The organism is Limnohabitans sp., assembly GCF_044361645.1.
Lineage (GTDB): Bacteria > Pseudomonadota > Gammaproteobacteria > Burkholderiales > Burkholderiaceae_C > Limnohabitans_A.
Genome location: NZ_JBIKIL010000225.1, coordinates 1 through 17154 on the forward strand (window position 1 = coordinate 1; position 17154 = coordinate 17154).

Genomic DNA, 17154 nt, shown 5'->3' on the forward strand with positions numbered 1-17154 from the left:
CTTGGCCAGCCATCAGGCAGTTGCCAAACAGCACTTCGGTGACCAGCTCAGGGCTGATGGCTGCGCGCTCGACGGCGGCCTTGATGGCTGCGCCACCCAGGTCGTGGGCAGCCAGTGCGGAAAAGTCACCTTGAAAGCTGCCCATGGGTGTGCGGGCAGCGCTGACGATGACGATGGGGTCGTGTGACATGTGGATTCCTTTCAGGCGTGGATGTCGGCAATGATGAGGTGTTCGCCGGTTTCTTCTTGGGCGATGCGGCGGATGTAGGCCACAAAATCGGGGTCTTCGCCGCGCAGCAAGAGGGGCAAGGACTGGCGGAAGTCGTCCCGGCGGCACCACTCGCGCATATAGTCGTCCCAGGAATTCCAGCGCCGCTGTTCGGTGGCGCTCATTTCTTCTCGGAACGCGATCAGGAAGGCGCGTTCAAACAGCGCAATGAGCATGTCGAAAATGATCAACATGCGTTCTCTTTGCTCTGGTGTCGGGTCGGGCAGGGCTTGGTTGGTGCGCAGCTGCAGATCGGCGTGGTCCAGCACCACCTTCAAAAATTCGTTGTAGGCGTCCGACAGGTGTTGGTAGGCCTCTTCTTCTTCGTTTTCGCGCTCCTTGCGCTGCTCGAGCCAGAACACCCAGACGGCATAAGGCAGACCGAACACGGTCACTGCATAACTGCCCAACTCCAGAAATTCTGCCAAGCTCATGGGCACACGGCGCTCAGACGCCTCGGGGGTAACGTTTGAAGGCGCTGCGAAACACGTCCACCACCTCGTGGCTGCCGCTCATGCTGACACCCAAGTCTTTGGCCAGGCCATCTTTGAGGCCATAGCACCAGCCGTGCACGCTGAGCTTTTGCCCACGCGACCAGGCGTCTTGAACCACATTGGTCAGGGCCACGTTGCCCACCTGCTCGATCACGTTCATCTCGCACAGGGCATCTTCTTGCTCGGGCACCGTGAGGTGATCCAGGCGACGGCGATGGCGCACCTTGACATCGTGCACATGGCGCAGCCAGTTGTCGGCCAGGCCCACACGCATGCCCCGCAGCGTGGCCAGCACGCCACCACACCCGTAATGCCCCACCACCATGATGTGTTCGACCTTGAGCGCATCGACGGCGTACTGGATGACCGACAGCGCGTTCAGGTCCGAGTGCACCACCACGTTGGCCACGTTGCGGTGCACAAACACCTCGCCCGGGTCCAGCCCGGTGATCTGGTTGGCGGGCACGCGGCTGTCAGAACAACCGATCCACAAATACTTGGGGTTTTGCTGGTTGGCCAGACGGGAGAAAAACGCCGGGTCATCGCGCACCATGCGCGCAGACCATTGGCGGTTGTTGTCCAGAAGGTGTTGCAGTGAAGTGGTCATGGTGAGATTGTCGCTGGACTGGCCTGCCGCTGGATGACTGACGCCTTCAGCAGGTTTCGGCAAACAACTCGCGCCCGATCAGCATGCGGCGAATCTCGCTCGTGCCCGCGCCGATTTCGTACAGCTTGGCGTCACGCCACAAGCGGCCCAGTGGGTATTCATTGATGTAACCATTGCCACCAAAAATCTGCACGCCTTCGCCCGCCATCCAGGTGGCTTTTTCTGCTGTCCACAAGATGACCGAGGCGCAGTCCTTGCGCACTTGGCGCACATGCTCGGCACCCAGCAGGTCAAGGTTTTTGGCCACGGTGTAGGCAAAGCTGCGACCGGCTTGCAGCACGGTGTACATGTCGGCCACTTTGCCTTGGATCAGCTGAAACTCGCCAATGCTTTGACCAAACTGCTTGCGGTCGTGGATGTAGGGGATCACGTTGTCCATGACGGACTGCATGATGCCCAAGGGGCCGCCCGTGAGCACGGCGCGCTCGTAGTCCAGGCCGCTCATGAGCACCTTGGCACCGTTGTTCAGTCCACCCAAAATGTTCTCGGCGGGCACTTCGACGTTGTCAAACACCAGCTCGCCCGTGTGGCTGCCGCGCATGCCCAGCTTGTCGAGTTTTTGCGCAATCGAAAACCCTGGCATGCCTTTCTCGATCAAAAAGGCCGTCACGCCGCGTGCGCCCAGTTCGGGCTCGCTCTTGGCGTAGACCACCAGGGTGTCGGCGTCGGGGCCGTTGGTGATCCACATTTTGGAGCCGTTGAGCAGGTAGTAGCCACCGTCCGAGGCACTTGGTTCTTTCCATTCGGCCTTGAGCTTCATGCTCAGCACATCCGAGCCCGCACCGGGTTCGGACATGGCCAGTGCGCCCACGTGCTCGCCGCTGATCAGTTGGGGCAGGTACTTGGCGCGCTGCTCCGGCGTGCCGTTGCGCTTGATTTGGTTGACGCACAGGTTGGAATGCGCGCCGTAACTCAGGCCCACGCTGGCCGAGGCACGCGAAATTTCTTCCATGGCGATCATGTGCGCCAGATAGCCCATGTTGGCACCGCCGTATTCCTCACCCACGGTGATGCCCAGCACGCCTAAGTCGCCCATCTTGCGCCACAGGTCCATAGGGAACTGGTCGCTGCGGTCGATCTCGGCCGCACGGGGCGCGATTTCGGCTTGGGCAAAGTCGCGCACCGCGTCACGCAGGGCGTCGATGTCTTCACCGAGTTGAAAGTTCAGTCCGGGCAAGTTGTTCATGGGTTCTCCGTTGGGGTCTTTGTGCGTTGTGCGTTGTGCGTTGTGCGTTGTGCGTTGTGCGTTGTGCGTTGTGCGTTGTGCGTTGTGCGTTGTGCGTTGTGCGTTGTGCGTTGTGCGTTGTGCGTTGAGCGTTGAGCGAGGGGTGCGGGCTTTGTTACGGTTGCTGGTGTAGGGGTTGCAATTTGCGTCTCACGCTCAACGCTCAACACCGAACGCAAAACGCACAAAGCTCAGCCGTAATTCTTCAACACCGGCACCAGTGTTTGCTGCATCACGGCGCAGTCTGAGCGTTTGCCCTTGTCGTCGATGTGCACCACTTCGGCCGTGGCCACGATGATGCGTTTGCCCGCTTTGGTGACGCGCCCCGTGGCGCGAATTTCACCACCTTGAAAGTTGGCCAAAAAGTTGATTTTGTATTCCACCGTGGTCACCTCCATGCCCTCAGGCGCGACGGTCAAAGCGGCGTAACCGCCCGCAATATCGGCCAGCGCGCCGATGGCCCCGCCATGAAAGCCGTTTTGTTGCTGCGTGACTTTGTCGCTGTAGGGCATAGCCAGCTCCACGCGGCCATCGGTGGCCGACAACAAGCGCACGCCCAAGTGGTTCATCATGCCCTGCCGAGCCAGGCTGAGGGCAACACGTTCATGGGCAGAAAGGGCGGTGCTCACATCAGATCCAGTGGTTTTATCAAGCGCTGACTTTAATTGACGTTTACGTCAACGTCAATTGAAAAAGTCAACCTGCAAAGCCCCCATTTGGCGCAAGCCCATCAACCCACGCTGCCACTTTTGCTGGCTTTGTTGAGCACGCTGCGGGTCTCTTTTTCGTGCACCTTGACCTCGTCCAAGGTGGCCTCCAAGTCGGCCAGCTGCGATTCCAGCTGTTGGCGATGGCCAGCCAGCACGATCAAAAACTTTTTCAGCTGGGGCACGGTGTCGCGCGGGCTGTCGTACATGTCGATCAGGTCTTTGGCCTCGTTCAGCGACAAACCCAGACGCTTGGCGCGCAGTGTCAGCTTGAGCCGGGTGCGGTCGCGGGACGAGTACACCCGGATGCGCCCGCCAGGGCCCGATCGTGCAGGCTCCAACAAGCCCATGTCTTCGTAAAAACGGATGGCGCGGGTGGTCAGGTCAAATTCCTGGGCCAACTCGCTGATGGTGTACAGGTTCGCCATGGTTCAGGGTCCTCAACGGCTTACAAGGGTTTGCGCGCGCGAGACAACATTGCCCAAAGCGGCCCCCTAAAATCTGAATTCTTGTTTGACGTTGACGTTAACGTCAACCTGCCGAATGCTAACCCAAAGCGCACGCCGCATGCCCACCCTGCCACCTGTTTTGCCCACCGCCTCAGCGACTGACGCCACGCGCCCCCAAGCCGAGGCGATGGCACCCCGCGCCGCGCTGAATTACCCCTTGGGCGAGCAACTGCCAGGCTTAGGCGCGGCCACCGAAGTGGCACCCGGCGTGTTGTGGCTGCGCATGGACCTGCCGTTTGCACTGAACCACATCAACCTGTGGCTGCTGCGCGACCGCCTGCCCCACCCCAGCCAGCCAGGCGTCTGGCAAGAGGGCTGGACCGCGGTGGACTGCGGCGTGGACAACCCTGCCACCCGCGACGCGTGGCTGGCGCTGGAGCGTGACGTGCTGCAAGGCCTGCCCATCTTGCGCGTGTTGGTGACCCACATGCACCCAGACCACATGGGCTTGGCGCATTGGCTGTGCGAGCGCTGGCAAGCCCCTTTGTGGATGAGCACCAGCGAATACCAATCGGCCTTGCTGGCCTCCAGTGGTTTGTCCAATTTTGGTGGGACACCTACCGTGGCTTTTTTCGCCTCGCACGGTTGGCGCAAAGCCGAAGACATGGCGATTGTCCAAGCCCGCATGGGTTACTACCCCAGCATGGTGCCGAAGATTCCGGGGGCCTATGTGCGCTTGATGGCGGGTGCGCGGGTTCGCATCGGCGAGCGCGACTGGCAGTGCCTCAGCGGCTATGGCCACTCGCCCGAACACATGGCTTTGCATTGCGCCGACGACCAGTTGCTGATCAGCGGCGACATGCTGCTGCCGTCCATTTCTACCAACGTCAGCGTCTATGCCATGGAGCCCGAGGGCAACCCCTTGCAATGGTTTTTAGACTCGCTGAACAACATGGCCCACTTGCCCTATGGCACTTGGGTGCTGCCCTCGCATGGGCGGCCGTTCCAAGGCGCGGCCACGCGCATTGCGCAACTGGCTTTGCACCACGCTGAGCGCTTGGCCGAGTTGTTGCAAGCCTGCCGCCTGCAGGCCCGGTGCGCGCACGAGCTTTTGCCCGTGCTCTTCAAACGCCCCCTGGACGTGCACCAAACCACCTTTGCTTTGGGCGAAGCCGTGGCGCACCTGAATTTGCTGTGGCTCTCAGGCCAAATGCAACGCCAGCGCGGTGCCGATGGTGTGTACCGCTTCAGCACCATGCTGTAGGCCAAGCCTTTGCGGTCCGACCTGCGCGCGCACTTGGCAGGCCTCAATCTTCTTTCAGGTCCACCGACGATTGGCGCAGCGCTTTGCGCCGCATGGCGTAGTCGGGCATGACTTCGCCCACGGTTTCCCAAAAACGGGGGCTGTGGTTCATCTCGCGCAAATGCGCCAACTCGTGCACCACCACATAGTCGATCTGGCTGATGGGCAAGTGCACCAGTCGCCAGTTCAGGCGAATGTGTCCGTCCTTGCGCGCACTGCCCCAACGCGTGCTGGCACTGGACAGCTTGAGCTTTTGCCAGCGCACGCCCAGTTGCGGCGCGAAGTGGTGCAAGCGTTCCTCAAACAAGGCTTTGGCCTGTTTTTTCAGCCACGCCTGCGCAGCATCGCGCACCTGCGTCACCGAGGCCCCTGGCGGCACTGTCACGGGCAAGACTTGCTCAGGCGTCAGGTCTTGCCCGTGCACCCGACCCACGCCTTGCTCGAGCACACACAGCTGCAGCATGCGCCCCAAAAACGGCACCTGCGCTCCGTGCCGCCACTCGATGGCCTGTTGGAATTGCTCGGTCTGCCGCTCTTTGAACTGCTGCAGCTTGGCCACGATCCAAGGGCTTTTTTCTTGCACCGCAGCGTCCACCTCGCGCAAGCTCACCCAGTTGGGCGCACGCACCACCAAGCCGTCGGCACCGACCACAAAACCAATGCTCTTGCGGCGCGAGCGCTCAAACCGAAACGACACCGTCACGCCCTGCAGCAGCGCATGGCGGTTGGCCGTGGGGTGGGTAAAGCCTGTCTGCTGGGTTTGCTGCGCAGCACCGCCCGCAGCGGCCACGGGCTGAGGCGTGGCCCGATCAGGAGGCGCATTGGGGGACATGCCAGCCGCAGCTTTGCCTTCGGACAGGGACGGGGAAAAATTGTCGCGCGCCTGACGACCCGCATGCTGCGCCGGGTTCGGCACCTGCGGCTCACCCCCGGTGAAAAAATCCAGCACCATCTGCAAAGGCGCGCGCATGCTTTGCTCCGTGGGGGTTCAGTGGCCGCGCGCGGCGGGGTAAGCCTCAGGGTCGAGGCGGTGCATTTCGGACTCGATCCAGGTCTCGACTTGCAGCATCAACTCGTCGGCGCTGCGGCCCTCGGTGGGGATGGCCTGACCAATCGAGATGTCCACCACGCCCGGCGTTTTGACGAAGGCCTTGGTCGGCCAGCAGCGTGCCGAGGTCACGGCAATCGGAATCACAGGCACACCCGCCGCGATGGCCAAGCGGGCACCACCACTTTTGTACTCTCCCTTTTGCCCGCGAGGGATGCGTGTGCCCTCTGGGAACATGATCACCCAGACCCCATCGGCCATCAGGCGGCGGCCTTGCTGCACCACCTTGGCAAAAGCGCGCGAACGCTGTTTGCGGTCGATGTGGATCATGTCCATGCGGCCCATGGCCCAACCAAAAAAGGGCACATACAGCAGTTCTTTTTTGAACACATAGGCCAGGGGGTGCGGCATGATCGCGGGCATCACAAAGGTCTCCCAGGTCGACTGGTGCTTGACCAACAAGACGGCCGGGTCTTTGCTGCCTTGGGGTAAATTTTCCATGCCTTGGATGCGGTTTTGGATGCCCAAGATCCAGGTGCCACTGTTCACCGACAAGCGCAGCCAAGCGGCGCACATCCAGTACAGACGGGTGCTGCTGACAAAGTAAGACACCACCACCACAAACAGCGCCCAGGGCACCACTGTGAGGGCCATCCAGAGCGTATGGGCCAATGAGCGAAGAAAGTTCATGCGGTGTGCGGTCTGGTGGGGGCTTGTGAAGAAGTCGCGCCCACAGGGGCTGGGCCAGCGCCTGCAACGCCCAACCAGTGGTCCGCAAAGGCAGCCAAGTCAGCATGGACCTGGGTTTGCGCGGGGAACTCGGGCGACAAACGGGCGGCATCCAACAGCGCGTGACGGCCGGACAGCACCAAGTGGGGCACGCAACCGGCCGCCTGCGCCGCCTGCATGTCGCGCAGGCTGTCGCCGACATAGGGCACGCCCGTCAGACTCAGGCCATAACGCTCTTCGATTTGGTGCAGCAAACCCGGCGCAGGTTTGCGGCAACTGCAGGCTTCTTCGGCCGTGTGCGGGCAGTAAAAAATCGCGTCGATGCGGCCACCCAAAGCGGCCAGAGACTTGAGCATGAAGGCGTGCACCGCATTGAGCGCGGCCATGTCGAACAAGCCCCGCCCCAGACCGGACTGGTTGGTGGCCAGCACCACGTGAAAACCCGCATGATTCAAGCGGCTGATCGCCTCCAAAGCCCCCGGCAGCGGGTGCCACTCTTCGGGTGATTTGACGAACTCGTCGCTGGCCCGGTTGATGGTGCCATCGCGGTCCAAGATGACGAGTTTCAAGTGGGGGTTCATGCGGGAGAGGAAGGGGTTTGGGGTGTGCGCTTGGCTTGCGGGCTTGCAACGCTTTGCTCAGGCCGCCAGGCGCGACAAGTCGGCCACCCGGTTCATGGCCAGATGCAGGCTTTTGAGCAGGCCTTGGCGGTTCAGACGCAAGTCCATGGCTTCGGCGTTGACCATCACGTCGTCAAAGAAAGCGTCCACCGGGCCGCGCAAGGCGGCCAGGGTTTGCAAGCTGGCGGTGTAATCGCCCGCCTTGAACTGCGCCTCGGACTCGGGCAGTAACTTTTGCATGGCAGCGTACAGGCCTTTTTCGGCGTCTTCTTGCAGCAAAGCGGGGTTGACGTGGGCATCGACTTCGCCCGCTTTTTTCAGGATGTTGCCGATGCGCTTGTTGGCCGCGGCCAAAGCCGGTGCTTCGGGCAGGGCGGCGAAGGCGCGCACGGCTTGCAAGCGTGACGGGATGGTTAACCACTGACCTAACTTTTGAGCAAAGATGGCGGCATCGACTTCGGTGACAGAAAATCCAGCTTCACGGAAATAACCCCGTAGCCGGTCAATCAAAAACTCATCCAACTCGAGACTTTTATCTTGTACCAAAGCAGCAGAGAATACTGCCAAAGCTTGCCGCGTGAGTTCATAAAAGTTAAGGTTCAAGCGGGCTTCCACCAACATCCGCACCACCCCCAGCGCATGGCGGCGCAGCGCAAACGGGTCTTTGTCACCGGTGGGCACGTTGCCGATGCCGAACATGCCGACCAAGGTTTCGAGCTTGTCGGCCAGTGCCACCACCAGGCCCACGTTGTTGCGCGGCAACTCGTCACCGGCAAAGCGCGGCTTGTAATGGTCTTCGATCGCTTCGGCCACATCGCTGCTCAGGCCATCGTGGCGCGCGTAGTAGCCGCCCATGATGCCCTGCAACTCGGGGAACTCGCCCACCATGTCGGTCAGCAAATCGGTCTTGGCCAGGCGTGCCGCTTGTTCAGCTTGCTGGGCCAGCAGATCACCGCCCAGTTGCTGGCCAATCGCTTTGGCGATGGCGCAGACACGCGCCATGCGCTCGCCTTGGGTGCCCAGCTTGTTGTGATAGACCACTTTGGACAGGCCATCCACTCGCGACTCGAGGGTCTTTTTGCGGTCTTGGTCAAAGAAGAATTTGGCATCGGCCAAACGCGGGCGCACCACACGCTCATTGCCGCCTGTCACCAAAGATGCGTCGTCGGGGGTGATGTTGCTCACCACCAAAAACCGATTTGTCAGCTTGCCCGATGCATCGATCAACGGGAAATATTTCTGGTTGGCCTTCATCGTGAGGATCAGGCATTCTTGTGGCACGTCCAAGAACTGCTTTTCAAATTCGCAGATCAGCACATTCGGGCGCTCGACCAAGGCGGTGACTTCGTCCAGCAAGGCTTGGTCCTCAATCGGTTGGCAACCACCGCCGACTTTGGCCGCCGCCGCTTGCAACTGGCGCACGATCTCGGCGCGGCGCTCGGCAAAGCTGGCGATCACCGCGCCCTGGTTTTGCAAAGTCTCGGCGTACAGGTCGGCATGCGGCAAGACCACGGGCGAGACCTTGGCCTCAAAGCGGTGGCCTTGGGTGCTGTTGCCGGCCGTCAGGCCCAGGGCCGTGACCGGCACCACGGCGCTGCCGTGCAGCGCGATCAGGCTGTGCGCGGGGCGCACAAAGTGCACGCTGGTCCAGCCGGGCAAAAAGTTCTCGATACCGCAGTCGGTTTCCAGCTGGTACTGCATGACTTTGGGGATCGGCAACTTGGCCAGCGTTTCTTCCAAAGCTTTTTGCAGCCCGGCTTGCAGCGATGCGCCTTTGACGATGCTGTCGTAAAACAGGGCTTCGGCAGCCGCTTTTCCTGACGCGTCTGGCGCACGTTTGAGCGCGGCCACGGCGGCCGCAGGCTTGCTCACATCGGCGCCCAGTGCTTGCAGTTTTTTCAACAAAGCGGGGCTGGCGTTGCCGCTGGCGTCCAGGCCCACGCTGACGGGCATGAGCTTTTGCTGCACCGCCTTGTCAGCGGCTTGCGCCAAAACGCCAGTCACATGCGCGGCCAAGCGGCGCGGCGAAGCAAAGGCCGTGACCTGCGACTCGGCACTGGCCAGCCCATGGGCACGCAGTTGCTCGATCAGGGTGCCCGCAAAGGATTCGCCCAACGTGTTCAGTGCCTTGGGTGGCAGCTCTTCGACAAACAGTTCAACGAGCAGGTTTTGTGTGTTCATGGTGGGCTGCCTCATGCGGCTTTCTTGGGCATTTGGGCGACCCATTCGCGCGGGGCCATCGGGAAGTCCAGACGTTCGCGGCTGTCGTAATAACTCTGCGCCACGCTGCGGGCCAGGTTGCGGATGCGGCCAATGTAGGCGGCGCGCTCGGTCACGCTGATCGCGCCGCGCGCGTCCAGCAGGTTGAAGGTGTGCGCAGCCTTGAGCACTTGCTCGTAGGCGGGCAGCGCCAATTGCTGCACGATCAGGTTCTGAGCCTGCTTTTCGTGGGCATCAAAGGCCACGAACAAGAAGTCGGCATCGCTGTGCTCAAAGTTGTAGGCCGACTGCTCTTGCTCGTTTTGCAGGTACACATCGCCATAGCTCAGGGTCTCGGTCCACTTCAGGTTGTAGACATTGTCCACACCCTGCAAATACATGGCCAGACGCTCCAGGCCGTAGGTGATCTCGCCGGTGATGGGCTTGCAGTCGATGCCGCCGACTTGCTGGAAGTAGGTGAACTGCGTGACCTCCATGCCGTTGAGCCAAACTTCCCAGCCCAAGCCCCAAGCGCCCAGGGTCGGGTTTTCCCAATCGTCTTCGACAAAGCGGATGTCGTTTTGCTTCAGGTCAAAGCCCAGGGCTTGGAGTGAACCCAGGTACAGCTCCAGGATGTTGCTGGGTGCGGGCTTGAGCACCACCTGGTACTGGTAGTAGTGCTGCAGTCGGTTGGGGTTTTCGCCGTAGCGGCCATCTTTGGGGCGGCGGCTGGGTTGCACATAGGCGGCTTTCCAGGGCTCAGGCCCAATGGCGCGCAAAAACGTGGCGGTGTGGCTGGTGCCCGCGCCGACTTCCATGTCGTAGGGCTGGAGCAGTGCGCAGCCTTGGGCGTCCCAGTACTGCTGCAGTTTCAAAATGATTTGCTGGAAGGTCAACATGGCCTGAGCTTGGCCAGCGGCAAGCTGGCTGGAGTTGGGGGAACGCAAGCATTGCGCGAACCTTTGATTTTACGGCCATTGCTCAGCAGCAAGCTGCGATGGCGACCGGGCAAAAAAGGCATGTCTTGCACACAGCGCGCGGACCCAAAGTCATGGCCTAAAGTCATGGCCCAAAGTATTGGCTCAACTGATCGGAGCACCGCCCGCACTCAGTGCGCGCGCCGACGCCAAATGCCCAGTGCCAGCACGGCCAAGCACAAGCCCCACAAGGGCCACAAACCCCAAGCTGCGGCCCAGCGGGTGTAAAACGTCAGGCCATTGCGGCCTTCGTAGCTGCCAATCAGGCTGCCCCGGGTAAAGCGGGGCAGCTGGTGCGTGACGCGGCCTTGGTGGTCAATGATGGCCGTGGCCCCGGTGTTGGTGGCGCGCAGCATGGGGCGACCCAGCTCCATGGCCCGCAGGCGCGAGATGTTCAGGTGCTGATCCACCGCCAAGGTGTTGCCAAACCAGGCGATGTTGCTCACGTTGACCAAGGCTGTCGGTGCGCTGGCTGGGTCTTGGAAACGCAGGGCGAGTTCTTCGCCAAACAAGTCCTCGTAACACACGTTGGGGGCCAAGCGCTGGCCTTGCCAGAGCAAGGAGGCTTGCTGCCAACCACCCGGCTTGAAGTCACCCAAGGGGATGTTCATCATGCGAATGAACCAGGCAAAGCCTGGCGGCATGAACTCACCAAAGGGCACCAAGTGCGACTTGTCATACCGGTATGGCGCAGCGTCTGTGGGCCCGAGTGCCACCACGGAATTGGTGTAACCGTCTTCGAGGCTTCCCAGGGGCACACCGACCAAAGCCATGGACCGACCGGGTTGGGCGAAATGCGCCTGCAAACCGGCCCAATAGCCCTCTGGCAAGTGGCGCGGCAGCAAAGGAACAGCCGTTTCGGGGGCCACCACCAAGGCTTGCTGGCTGGCGCGCAGCTGGGCGTCGTACCATTGCAGCGCATCGCGCACGCCGCTGGCCGCTTGGAATTTGTCGGTCTGCGAAATATTGGCCTGCAGCAACTGCACTTGGCCCAGCCCGGCCGATGTGGTGAACACCGGCCCAAACGCCTGCAAGCCCCAAGCGGCAAGCCCCACGCCGATCAGCGGCTTGAGCGCCGCCAAGCGCCAACCGTGCAGGGCCAAGCGCATGGCCAGCCAAGCGGCCATGGCCCCCATGCCATAGACGCCCACCCAGGGCGCAAAGACCGCCAAAGTGCTGTCCACATGCGCATAACCCCCAGCCCCCCACGGAAAACCTGTGAGCCAGCGCCCGCGCATGAGCTCGGCCAAAGTCCACACGGCGGCAAACAAAACGCTGGCCAAACCCGGCCGCTCGGCCATCCAGCTGCGCGCCAAACCCACCCAAAGGGCCGAAGCGGCGGCGTAATAAAGCCCCAGCGCCAGCGCCAGCGCCAACACGGCCAGCACCGCCAAAGGCGCAGGCAAACCGCCCACTTGGTGCATGGACACGTACAACCACCAAAAAGTCCCGCCCAGCCAAGATGTGGCAAACACAGCGCCAAACCAAGCCGCCCGTTTCACGGGATGGGCTGCTCGGCCCCGCTGCGTGGGCGCGCGGGCCATGTCGGCCAAGCCGGCGGCCAACAAGCTCAAACTCAAAACTTGCAACCAACCCAGCGCTTGGCCGCTGCCGGGCCAAGCGATGGATGCGGCCTGCGCAGCACCCGCCATGGCAGGCCAGAGGGTCTGAAAACCCAGTCCGCGCCAGCGCAAAGCGCTCACGCCTTGGCCTCTGGCGGGTTCTGGGCACCCGCGTTGACGGGCAGCGCACCGACCGAAACAGGTGTTGCAGTGGGCATGTCAATGGCCATGGGCGAGACTTTGAACCACCGCACCGCGCCCGCGCGCGTATGCAAAACCACAAAACGCAAGCCCGCCAACTCAAAGCTTTCGCCCCGGTGCGGCACATGACCCATTTCGTGGGCGATCAACCCGCCCAAGGTGTCGAAATCATGCACGTCATCGGCTTGTCGGGCCAGCTTCAAATCCACCCCAAAAGCCTCGTTCACGCGCTCCAGCGCGGTGTCACCATTGACCCTGAAACTGCGGTCGGGCAAACCAAAAATATCACCCGCGTCCTCAGCGATGTCGAACTCATCTTCGATCTCGCCCACAATTTGTTCCAACACGTCCTCAATGGTGATCAAGCCCGCCGTGCGGCCGTACTCGTCGATCACGATGGCCAAGTGGTTGCGGTTGTCGCGAAATTGCCGCAACAAATCGTTCAGGCCTTTGCTTTCGGGCACAAAGACCGCCGCTCGCAACAAAGCACGAATGTTCAGCTCAGGTGCACGCTGCAACTTGAGCAGGTCTTTGGCCAACAAGATGCCGATGATGTTGTCGCGCTCGCCCTCATAGACCGGAAAACGCGAGTGTCCCGTGTCGATCACGTGATGCAACAACTGGTCCACAGGGTCTTCGATGTTCAACAGGTCCATGCGCGGTGCTGCCAGCATCACATCGCCTGCGGTCATATCGGCCATGCGGATCACGCCTTCAATCATCAAACGGCTTTCGGCGTTGATGATTTGGTTGTCCTCGGCCTCGGCCAAGGTCTCGATCAGCTCATCGGCCGAATCGGGGCCGGGGTGGATGAACTCCGCCAGTTTTTGCAGAAAACTCCGCTTGTCTTCGCGCTCGGCGTGGCGCGCAGGGTGAGGGTCAGACACGGTCTAGGCTTGCAGGACATGCTGTTGTGAACGAGTGACAAGGATAGCGGATTCAGATGGCCAAGCCTCGGCTCATGGCCCACGCGCGTTTTGACGGGCATCGCGCACGCCCTGGCGAATCTCTTGCAGCGTGGCCAGCCACTGGCGAAATTGCTGGGCCTGCGTTTTGAACTGGTAATCCAGCTCGGCCATCTGCTCTTGCATCAACCCACTGAGTTGGCTGTCCAAATTGGCGCGGGGCAAAGACAGGCAGGCCTCGCTTTCGCTGCCATCGCGCTGCACCACAGCGCCCGCTTGGCGCGCGATTTTGAGCATGGCCACGTTCTCGCTCAGGGCGTGGATGAACAGCATGTTCACCCCTTGGTTGCGGGCATGCACCACCGCGTGCTCAAACAACTTGGCCCCCAGGCCTTTGCCACGCTGCTGGGGCGATACCGACACCCCGAACTCGGCGCAGGTGGCCCATTGTGGGTCGACCGAATAGGCCAAATGCGCCATGGCCACCATCTGCAATCGGCGGTTGAAAACGCCAAAAATCTCATCGCGCTCAAAGTTCAAACCTTGCACATAGCGCTCGATTTGCTCATCGGTGGCGGCATAGCCAAAGCGCAGGTAACGGTCCTGTGCTGGCAATTCGCGTAAATGCCTTTCTATGCGCGGCATGTGGCCCGGCGACAGGCAGCGGATGGGCACCCAACCGAAACTTTTTCGGCCCCCCGATGCCGCTGCCAAAGCGTCCACATCCACCGCGCTGAACCAGCCGGGCCACAATTGGCGAAACCAATTTTTAAGGCTGAAAGTGTTCGAATGCGGGGGGGTTTTCATGTTTGAACCTAGGGTTAACACTGATTTTGCACCCATTGGCCTGACCCTTCGGCGCACGGGTTTTGTCGCCTGTGAGACCGCTAAACCACCCGCTCAGAACTTGCCCTGTGTTGCCCCCCACCAGAGCTGGTAACAATGCAGATCTATCAGGAGACTCTCGCATGGAACGTATCTGGCTCAAAAATTACCCACCCGGCGTGCCCCACGACATCGACACCACCCAGTACAAAAGCCTGACGGACTTGCTGGAGCGTTCATTTCAAGCGCACAGCAAACAGCCTTTTTCGGTCTGCATGAACCGCTGGATGAGTTACCAGCAGCTTGACGAATTGTCCAGCGCCTTGGGCGCTTACTTGCAACACAAAGGCTTAGAGCCCGGCAGCCGAGTGGCCATCATGCTGCCCAACGTGCCCCAATTTGCCGTGGCCATGGCCGCCATTTTGCGTGCCGGTTACACCTGTGTGAACGTCAACCCGCTCTACACACCACGTGAGCTGTCACACCAACTCAAGGATTCCGGGGCCAAGGCCATCGTGATTTTGGAAAACTTTGCCGCCACCTTGCAAGAAGTGATCGAGCACACCCCCGTGCAACATGTGGTGCTGGCCTCCATCGGTGATTTGTTGGGCCCCATCCACGGGCGTTGGCTCAGCTTTGCTGTGCGGCACTTGGCCAAAATGGTGCCCCCATTTGAGTTGCCCTTGAGCGGCGGACGCACGGTGACCCTGTTTAACAAGGCCATCCAGCAAGGCCGCAGCCTGAACCTGCGACCCACAGCGCAAACCATGGACGACATCGCTTTTTTGCAATACACGGGCGGCACCACCGGTTTGTCCAAAGGTGCCGTGCTGACCCACCGCAACGTGGTGGCTGCCATGCTGCAGGCCGAAGGCTGGTTTTCACCGGCTTTGGCCGACGTGCCCGACCTGCGAAAAGTGAACAACGTGGCAGCATTGCCGCTCTACCACATCTTCGCTTTGACACTGTGTTTGCTGGCGATCCGTCAAGGCTCCTTCCTCACCTTGGTGCCCAACCCGCGCGACTTTGCCAAGTTCATTGAGGTGCTCAAACAACGCCCCTTCCATGTGCTGCCCGGGGTCAACACGCTGTTCAACGCTTTAATGCAGCACCCGATGTTCAAGTCCATCGACTTTTCTTCGCTCAAGCTCACGCAAGCCGGCGGCATGGCCGCCTCGGAAGGCACGGCCCGCCACTGGCAAAACGCCACGGGCAGCGCCATGATCGAAGGCTGGGGCATGAGCGAGACCTGCGCGATTGGCACCAACAACCCGGTCACGCAAAAAACCTTCAGCGGCAACATCGGCCTGCCCCTGCCGGGCATCGACATCGCCATCAAAGACGATGAGGGCCAAAGCCTGCCCGTGGGCAGCTCGGGCGAAATCTGCATTCGCGGCCCCAACGTCATGACCGGTTACTTCAACCAGCCGGACGAAAACGCCAAAACCTTCACCGCCGACGGCTTCATGCGCACCGGCGACATCGGCATCATGGACGAGCAGGGCTTCACCCGCATCGTGGACCGCAAGAAAGACATGATCATCGTCAGCGGCTTCAACGTCTTCCCCAGCGAACTGGAAAACCTCATATCGACTTGCCCAGGCGTGGTCGAGTGCGCCGCAGTAGGCATCGCCGACCACATGCAGGGCGAGACCATCAAAGTGTTCGTCGTGCGCAATGACCCCCTGCTGACCGAAGAGGCTGTGGCACGCTTTTGTCAAGAAAATCTGACCGGCTACAAGCGGCCCAAATACATCGAGTTCCGCGACGAATTGCCCAAATCCAATGTGGGCAAAATCTTGCGGCGCGAGCTGCGCAGTGCCCCATGAACAAGCACCTGACGATCCGCGCCCGATGAGTCCAACCCGCCAATTACCGCTGGGTGTGCGTGTGTTCGAGCGCGGCTGGCTGTCCGCCAACAATGTGTTGCTGCAAGACGCCGACAGCGCCACTTTGGTCGACAGCGGCTACGTCACGCACCAGGCCCAAACCCTGAGCTTGGTGACAACGGCTTTGCAAGGGCGTCCCCTGGCCCGGCTGGTCAACACCCACCTGCACAGCGACCACTGCGGTGGCAACCACGCCCTGCAGGCGCAGTACCCGGCGCTGCAAACCTGGATTCCCCCCGGTTTGTCGCACGCCGTGCAAGATTGGCGTGAAGCCGACCTGAGCTACCAGCCCACGGGCCAGAACTGCCCTGCTTTCAGCTTCACCCATTTGCTGCAGCCGGGCAGCACGCAGCGCTGGGCCGACATGGACTGGCAAGTCCACGCCGCCCCCGGGCACGACCCGCACTCGGTCATCTTGTTTGCGCCCGAGCACCGCCTGCTGATGTCGGCCGATGCACTGTGGCAAAACGGTTTTGGGGTGGTGTTTCCTGAATTGGCGGGTGTAGCCGCCTTTGACGAAGTGGCCCAAACCCTGGACCTGATCGAGCGACTCGACCCCGCCACCATCATCCCAGGGCACGGCGCGGTCTTCACCGAAGTGGCCCCAGCCCTGGCACTGGCGCGCAGCAAACTGGCAAGCTTTGCACAAAACCCCGAACGCCATGCGCGCTACGGCACCAAGGTCTTGCTCAAGTTCAAACTGCTCGAATGGCAGCGCATCTCCAAAGCCGACTTCTGCGGCTGGGCCATGAAGGTGCCTTATCTGAACGACCTGCACCAACGCTTTGGCCAAGGCCTCAGCTTGGACACCTGGCTGGACATGATGCTGGCTGAGTTAGCGCGCAGCGGTGCGATGCACGAACACGAAGGCATCTTGCACGACGCATGACACGCAGAAAAACCGTGGGGAGATGTCCAGTGCACGAGACTGGAGCGGGAAACGAGATTCGAACTCGCGACCTCAACCTTGGCAAGGTTGCGCTCTACCAACTGAGCTATTCCCGCAATTTTGAACCGAAGCTTCAAACACTTTTTCAAGATTTGGCATTTGGCTCCTCGACCTGGGCTCGAACCAGGGACCTACGG

At 61.1% G+C, this 17154-nt stretch carries 16 protein-coding genes, 1 tRNA gene and 1 pseudogene; 3 read left to right on the forward strand and 15 right to left on the reverse strand.

Features of this window, described 5'->3' with window-relative positions; translation table 11 throughout:
- The 6 genes and pseudogenes from ACIQ39_RS19385 to ACIQ39_RS19410 form a co-directional block, all read right to left on the reverse strand.
- Window positions 1-190, reverse strand: a pseudogene (locus ACIQ39_RS19385) (acetyl-CoA C-acetyltransferase); the annotation flags it as partial.
- A gap of 11 nt (window positions 191-201) precedes the next feature.
- On the reverse strand, window positions 202-702 hold the full coding sequence (locus ACIQ39_RS19390) for a hypothetical protein (RefSeq protein ID WP_396436211.1): 501 nt from the start codon (window positions 700-702) through the stop codon (window positions 202-204).
- 13 nt (window positions 703-715) lie between these two features.
- Window positions 716-1369: a carbonate dehydratase gene (gene can, locus ACIQ39_RS19395; protein WP_396436212.1), complete on the reverse strand. Its 654-nt coding sequence runs from the start codon at window positions 1367-1369 to the stop codon at window positions 716-718.
- 46 nt (window positions 1370-1415) lie between these two features.
- Entirely contained in the window at window positions 1416-2615 is a 1200-nt protein-coding gene (locus ACIQ39_RS19400; protein ID WP_396436213.1) for an isovaleryl-CoA dehydrogenase, read from the reverse strand.
- A gap of 230 nt (window positions 2616-2845) precedes the next feature.
- A complete protein-coding gene (locus ACIQ39_RS19405; RefSeq protein WP_396436214.1) occupies window positions 2846-3283 on the reverse strand; it encodes a PaaI family thioesterase in 438 nt (145 codons plus the stop codon).
- A 101-nt stretch (window positions 3284-3384) separates the two neighbouring features.
- On the reverse strand, window positions 3385-3789 hold the full coding sequence (locus ACIQ39_RS19410; protein ID WP_396436215.1) for a MerR family DNA-binding transcriptional regulator: 405 nt from the start codon (window positions 3787-3789) through the stop codon (window positions 3385-3387).
- Window positions 3790-3928: 139 nt separating this feature from the next.
- Here ACIQ39_RS19410 and ACIQ39_RS19415 point away from each other — a divergent pair, with 139 nt between their 5' ends.
- Window positions 3929-5074 carry an MBL fold metallo-hydrolase gene (locus tag ACIQ39_RS19415; protein ID WP_396436216.1) on the forward strand — a complete coding sequence of 382 codons (1146 nt, stop codon included), beginning with the start codon at window positions 3929-3931 and terminating at the stop codon, window positions 5072-5074.
- Window positions 5075-5117: 43 nt separating this feature from the next.
- Here ACIQ39_RS19415 and ACIQ39_RS19420 read toward each other — a convergent pair whose 3' ends face one another.
- From ACIQ39_RS19420 to ACIQ39_RS19455, 8 genes are all read right to left on the reverse strand, one after another.
- Window positions 5118-6083 carry a M48 family metallopeptidase gene (locus tag ACIQ39_RS19420; protein WP_396436217.1) on the reverse strand — a complete coding sequence of 322 codons (966 nt, stop codon included), beginning with the start codon at window positions 6081-6083 and terminating at the stop codon, window positions 5118-5120.
- Window positions 6084-6101: 18 nt separating this feature from the next.
- Complete coding sequence (locus ACIQ39_RS19425; protein WP_396436218.1) at window positions 6102-6851, reverse strand: lysophospholipid acyltransferase family protein; 750 nt, start codon at window positions 6849-6851, stop codon at window positions 6102-6104.
- A complete protein-coding gene (gmhB, locus tag ACIQ39_RS19430) occupies window positions 6848-7471 on the reverse strand; it encodes a D-glycero-beta-D-manno-heptose 1,7-bisphosphate 7-phosphatase (protein WP_396436219.1) in 624 nt (207 codons plus the stop codon). Before gmhB ends, ACIQ39_RS19425 begins: the two co-directional genes overlap by 4 nt.
- Window positions 7472-7528: 57 nt before the next feature.
- Complete coding sequence (gene glyS, locus ACIQ39_RS19435; protein WP_396436220.1) at window positions 7529-9736, reverse strand: glycine--tRNA ligase subunit beta; 2208 nt, start codon at window positions 9734-9736, stop codon at window positions 7529-7531.
- Window positions 9703-10608 (reverse strand): glycine--tRNA ligase subunit alpha, encoded by a 906-nt coding sequence (glyQ, locus tag ACIQ39_RS19440; protein ID WP_396436221.1) that lies wholly within the window; start codon window positions 10606-10608, stop codon window positions 9703-9705. The genes glyS and glyQ overlap by 34 nt, the downstream gene beginning before the upstream one ends.
- Before the next feature lie 209 nt (window positions 10609-10817).
- Window positions 10818-12389: an apolipoprotein N-acyltransferase gene (gene lnt / locus ACIQ39_RS19445; protein WP_396436222.1), complete on the reverse strand. Its 1572-nt coding sequence runs from the start codon at window positions 12387-12389 to the stop codon at window positions 10818-10820.
- On the reverse strand, window positions 12386-13336 hold the full coding sequence (locus ACIQ39_RS19450) for an HlyC/CorC family transporter (RefSeq protein ID WP_396436223.1): 951 nt from the start codon (window positions 13334-13336) through the stop codon (window positions 12386-12388). Before ACIQ39_RS19450 ends, lnt begins: the two co-directional genes overlap by 4 nt.
- A gap of 72 nt (window positions 13337-13408) precedes the next feature.
- On the reverse strand, window positions 13409-14161 hold the full coding sequence (locus ACIQ39_RS19455; RefSeq protein ID WP_396436224.1) for a GNAT family N-acetyltransferase: 753 nt from the start codon (window positions 14159-14161) through the stop codon (window positions 13409-13411).
- A 161-nt stretch (window positions 14162-14322) separates the two neighbouring features.
- Between ACIQ39_RS19455 and ACIQ39_RS19460 the strand changes: the two genes are divergently transcribed.
- Window positions 14323-16008 carry an AMP-binding protein gene (locus tag ACIQ39_RS19460; RefSeq protein WP_396436225.1) on the forward strand — a complete coding sequence of 562 codons (1686 nt, stop codon included), beginning with the start codon at window positions 14323-14325 and terminating at the stop codon, window positions 16006-16008.
- Between the two features lie 25 nt (window positions 16009-16033).
- Window positions 16034-16957 (forward strand): MBL fold metallo-hydrolase, encoded by a 924-nt coding sequence (locus ACIQ39_RS19465; RefSeq protein WP_396436226.1) that lies wholly within the window; start codon window positions 16034-16036, stop codon window positions 16955-16957.
- A gap of 40 nt (window positions 16958-16997) precedes the next feature.
- Here the strand turns inward: ACIQ39_RS19465 and ACIQ39_RS19470 are convergent.
- A tRNA-Gly gene (locus ACIQ39_RS19470) sits at window positions 16998-17073 on the reverse strand.
- Window positions 17074-17154 lie beyond the last annotated feature (81 nt).

Excerpts from the sequence above, each read along its gene's own strand:
- ACIQ39_RS19420 (WP_396436217.1), bottom strand. The coding sequence starts at position 6,083 with ATGCGCGCGCCTTTGCAGATGGTGCTGGATTTTTTCACCGGGGGTGAG.
- glyS (WP_396436220.1), bottom strand. The coding sequence starts at position 9,736 with ATGGGTCGCCCAAATGCCCAAGAAAGCCGCATGAGGCAGCCCACCATG.
- can (WP_396436212.1), bottom strand. The coding sequence starts at position 1,369 with ATGACCACTTCACTGCAACACCTTCTGGACAACAACCGCCAATGGTCT.
- ACIQ39_RS19410 (WP_396436215.1), bottom strand. The coding sequence starts at position 3,789 with ATGGCGAACCTGTACACCATCAGCGAGTTGGCCCAGGAATTTGACCTG.
- ACIQ39_RS19425 (WP_396436218.1), bottom strand. The coding sequence starts at position 6,851 with ATGAACTTTCTTCGCTCATTGGCCCATACGCTCTGGATGGCCCTCACA.
- glyQ (WP_396436221.1), bottom strand. The coding sequence starts at position 10,608 with ATGTTGACCTTCCAGCAAATCATTTTGAAACTGCAGCAGTACTGGGAC.
- ACIQ39_RS19460 (WP_396436225.1), top strand. The coding sequence starts at position 14,323 with ATGGAACGTATCTGGCTCAAAAATTACCCACCCGGCGTGCCCCACGAC.
- ACIQ39_RS19455 (WP_396436224.1), bottom strand. The coding sequence starts at position 14,161 with ATGAAAACCCCCCCGCATTCGAACACTTTCAGCCTTAAAAATTGGTTT.
- ACIQ39_RS19465 (WP_396436226.1), top strand. The coding sequence starts at position 16,034 with ATGAGTCCAACCCGCCAATTACCGCTGGGTGTGCGTGTGTTCGAGCGC.
- ACIQ39_RS19400 (WP_396436213.1), bottom strand. The coding sequence starts at position 2,615 with ATGAACAACTTGCCCGGACTGAACTTTCAACTCGGTGAAGACATCGAC.
- gmhB (WP_396436219.1), bottom strand. The coding sequence starts at position 7,471 with ATGAACCCCCACTTGAAACTCGTCATCTTGGACCGCGATGGCACCATC.
- ACIQ39_RS19390 (WP_396436211.1), bottom strand. The coding sequence starts at position 702 with ATGAGCTTGGCAGAATTTCTGGAGTTGGGCAGTTATGCAGTGACCGTG.
- ACIQ39_RS19415 (WP_396436216.1), top strand. The coding sequence starts at position 3,929 with ATGCCCACCCTGCCACCTGTTTTGCCCACCGCCTCAGCGACTGACGCC.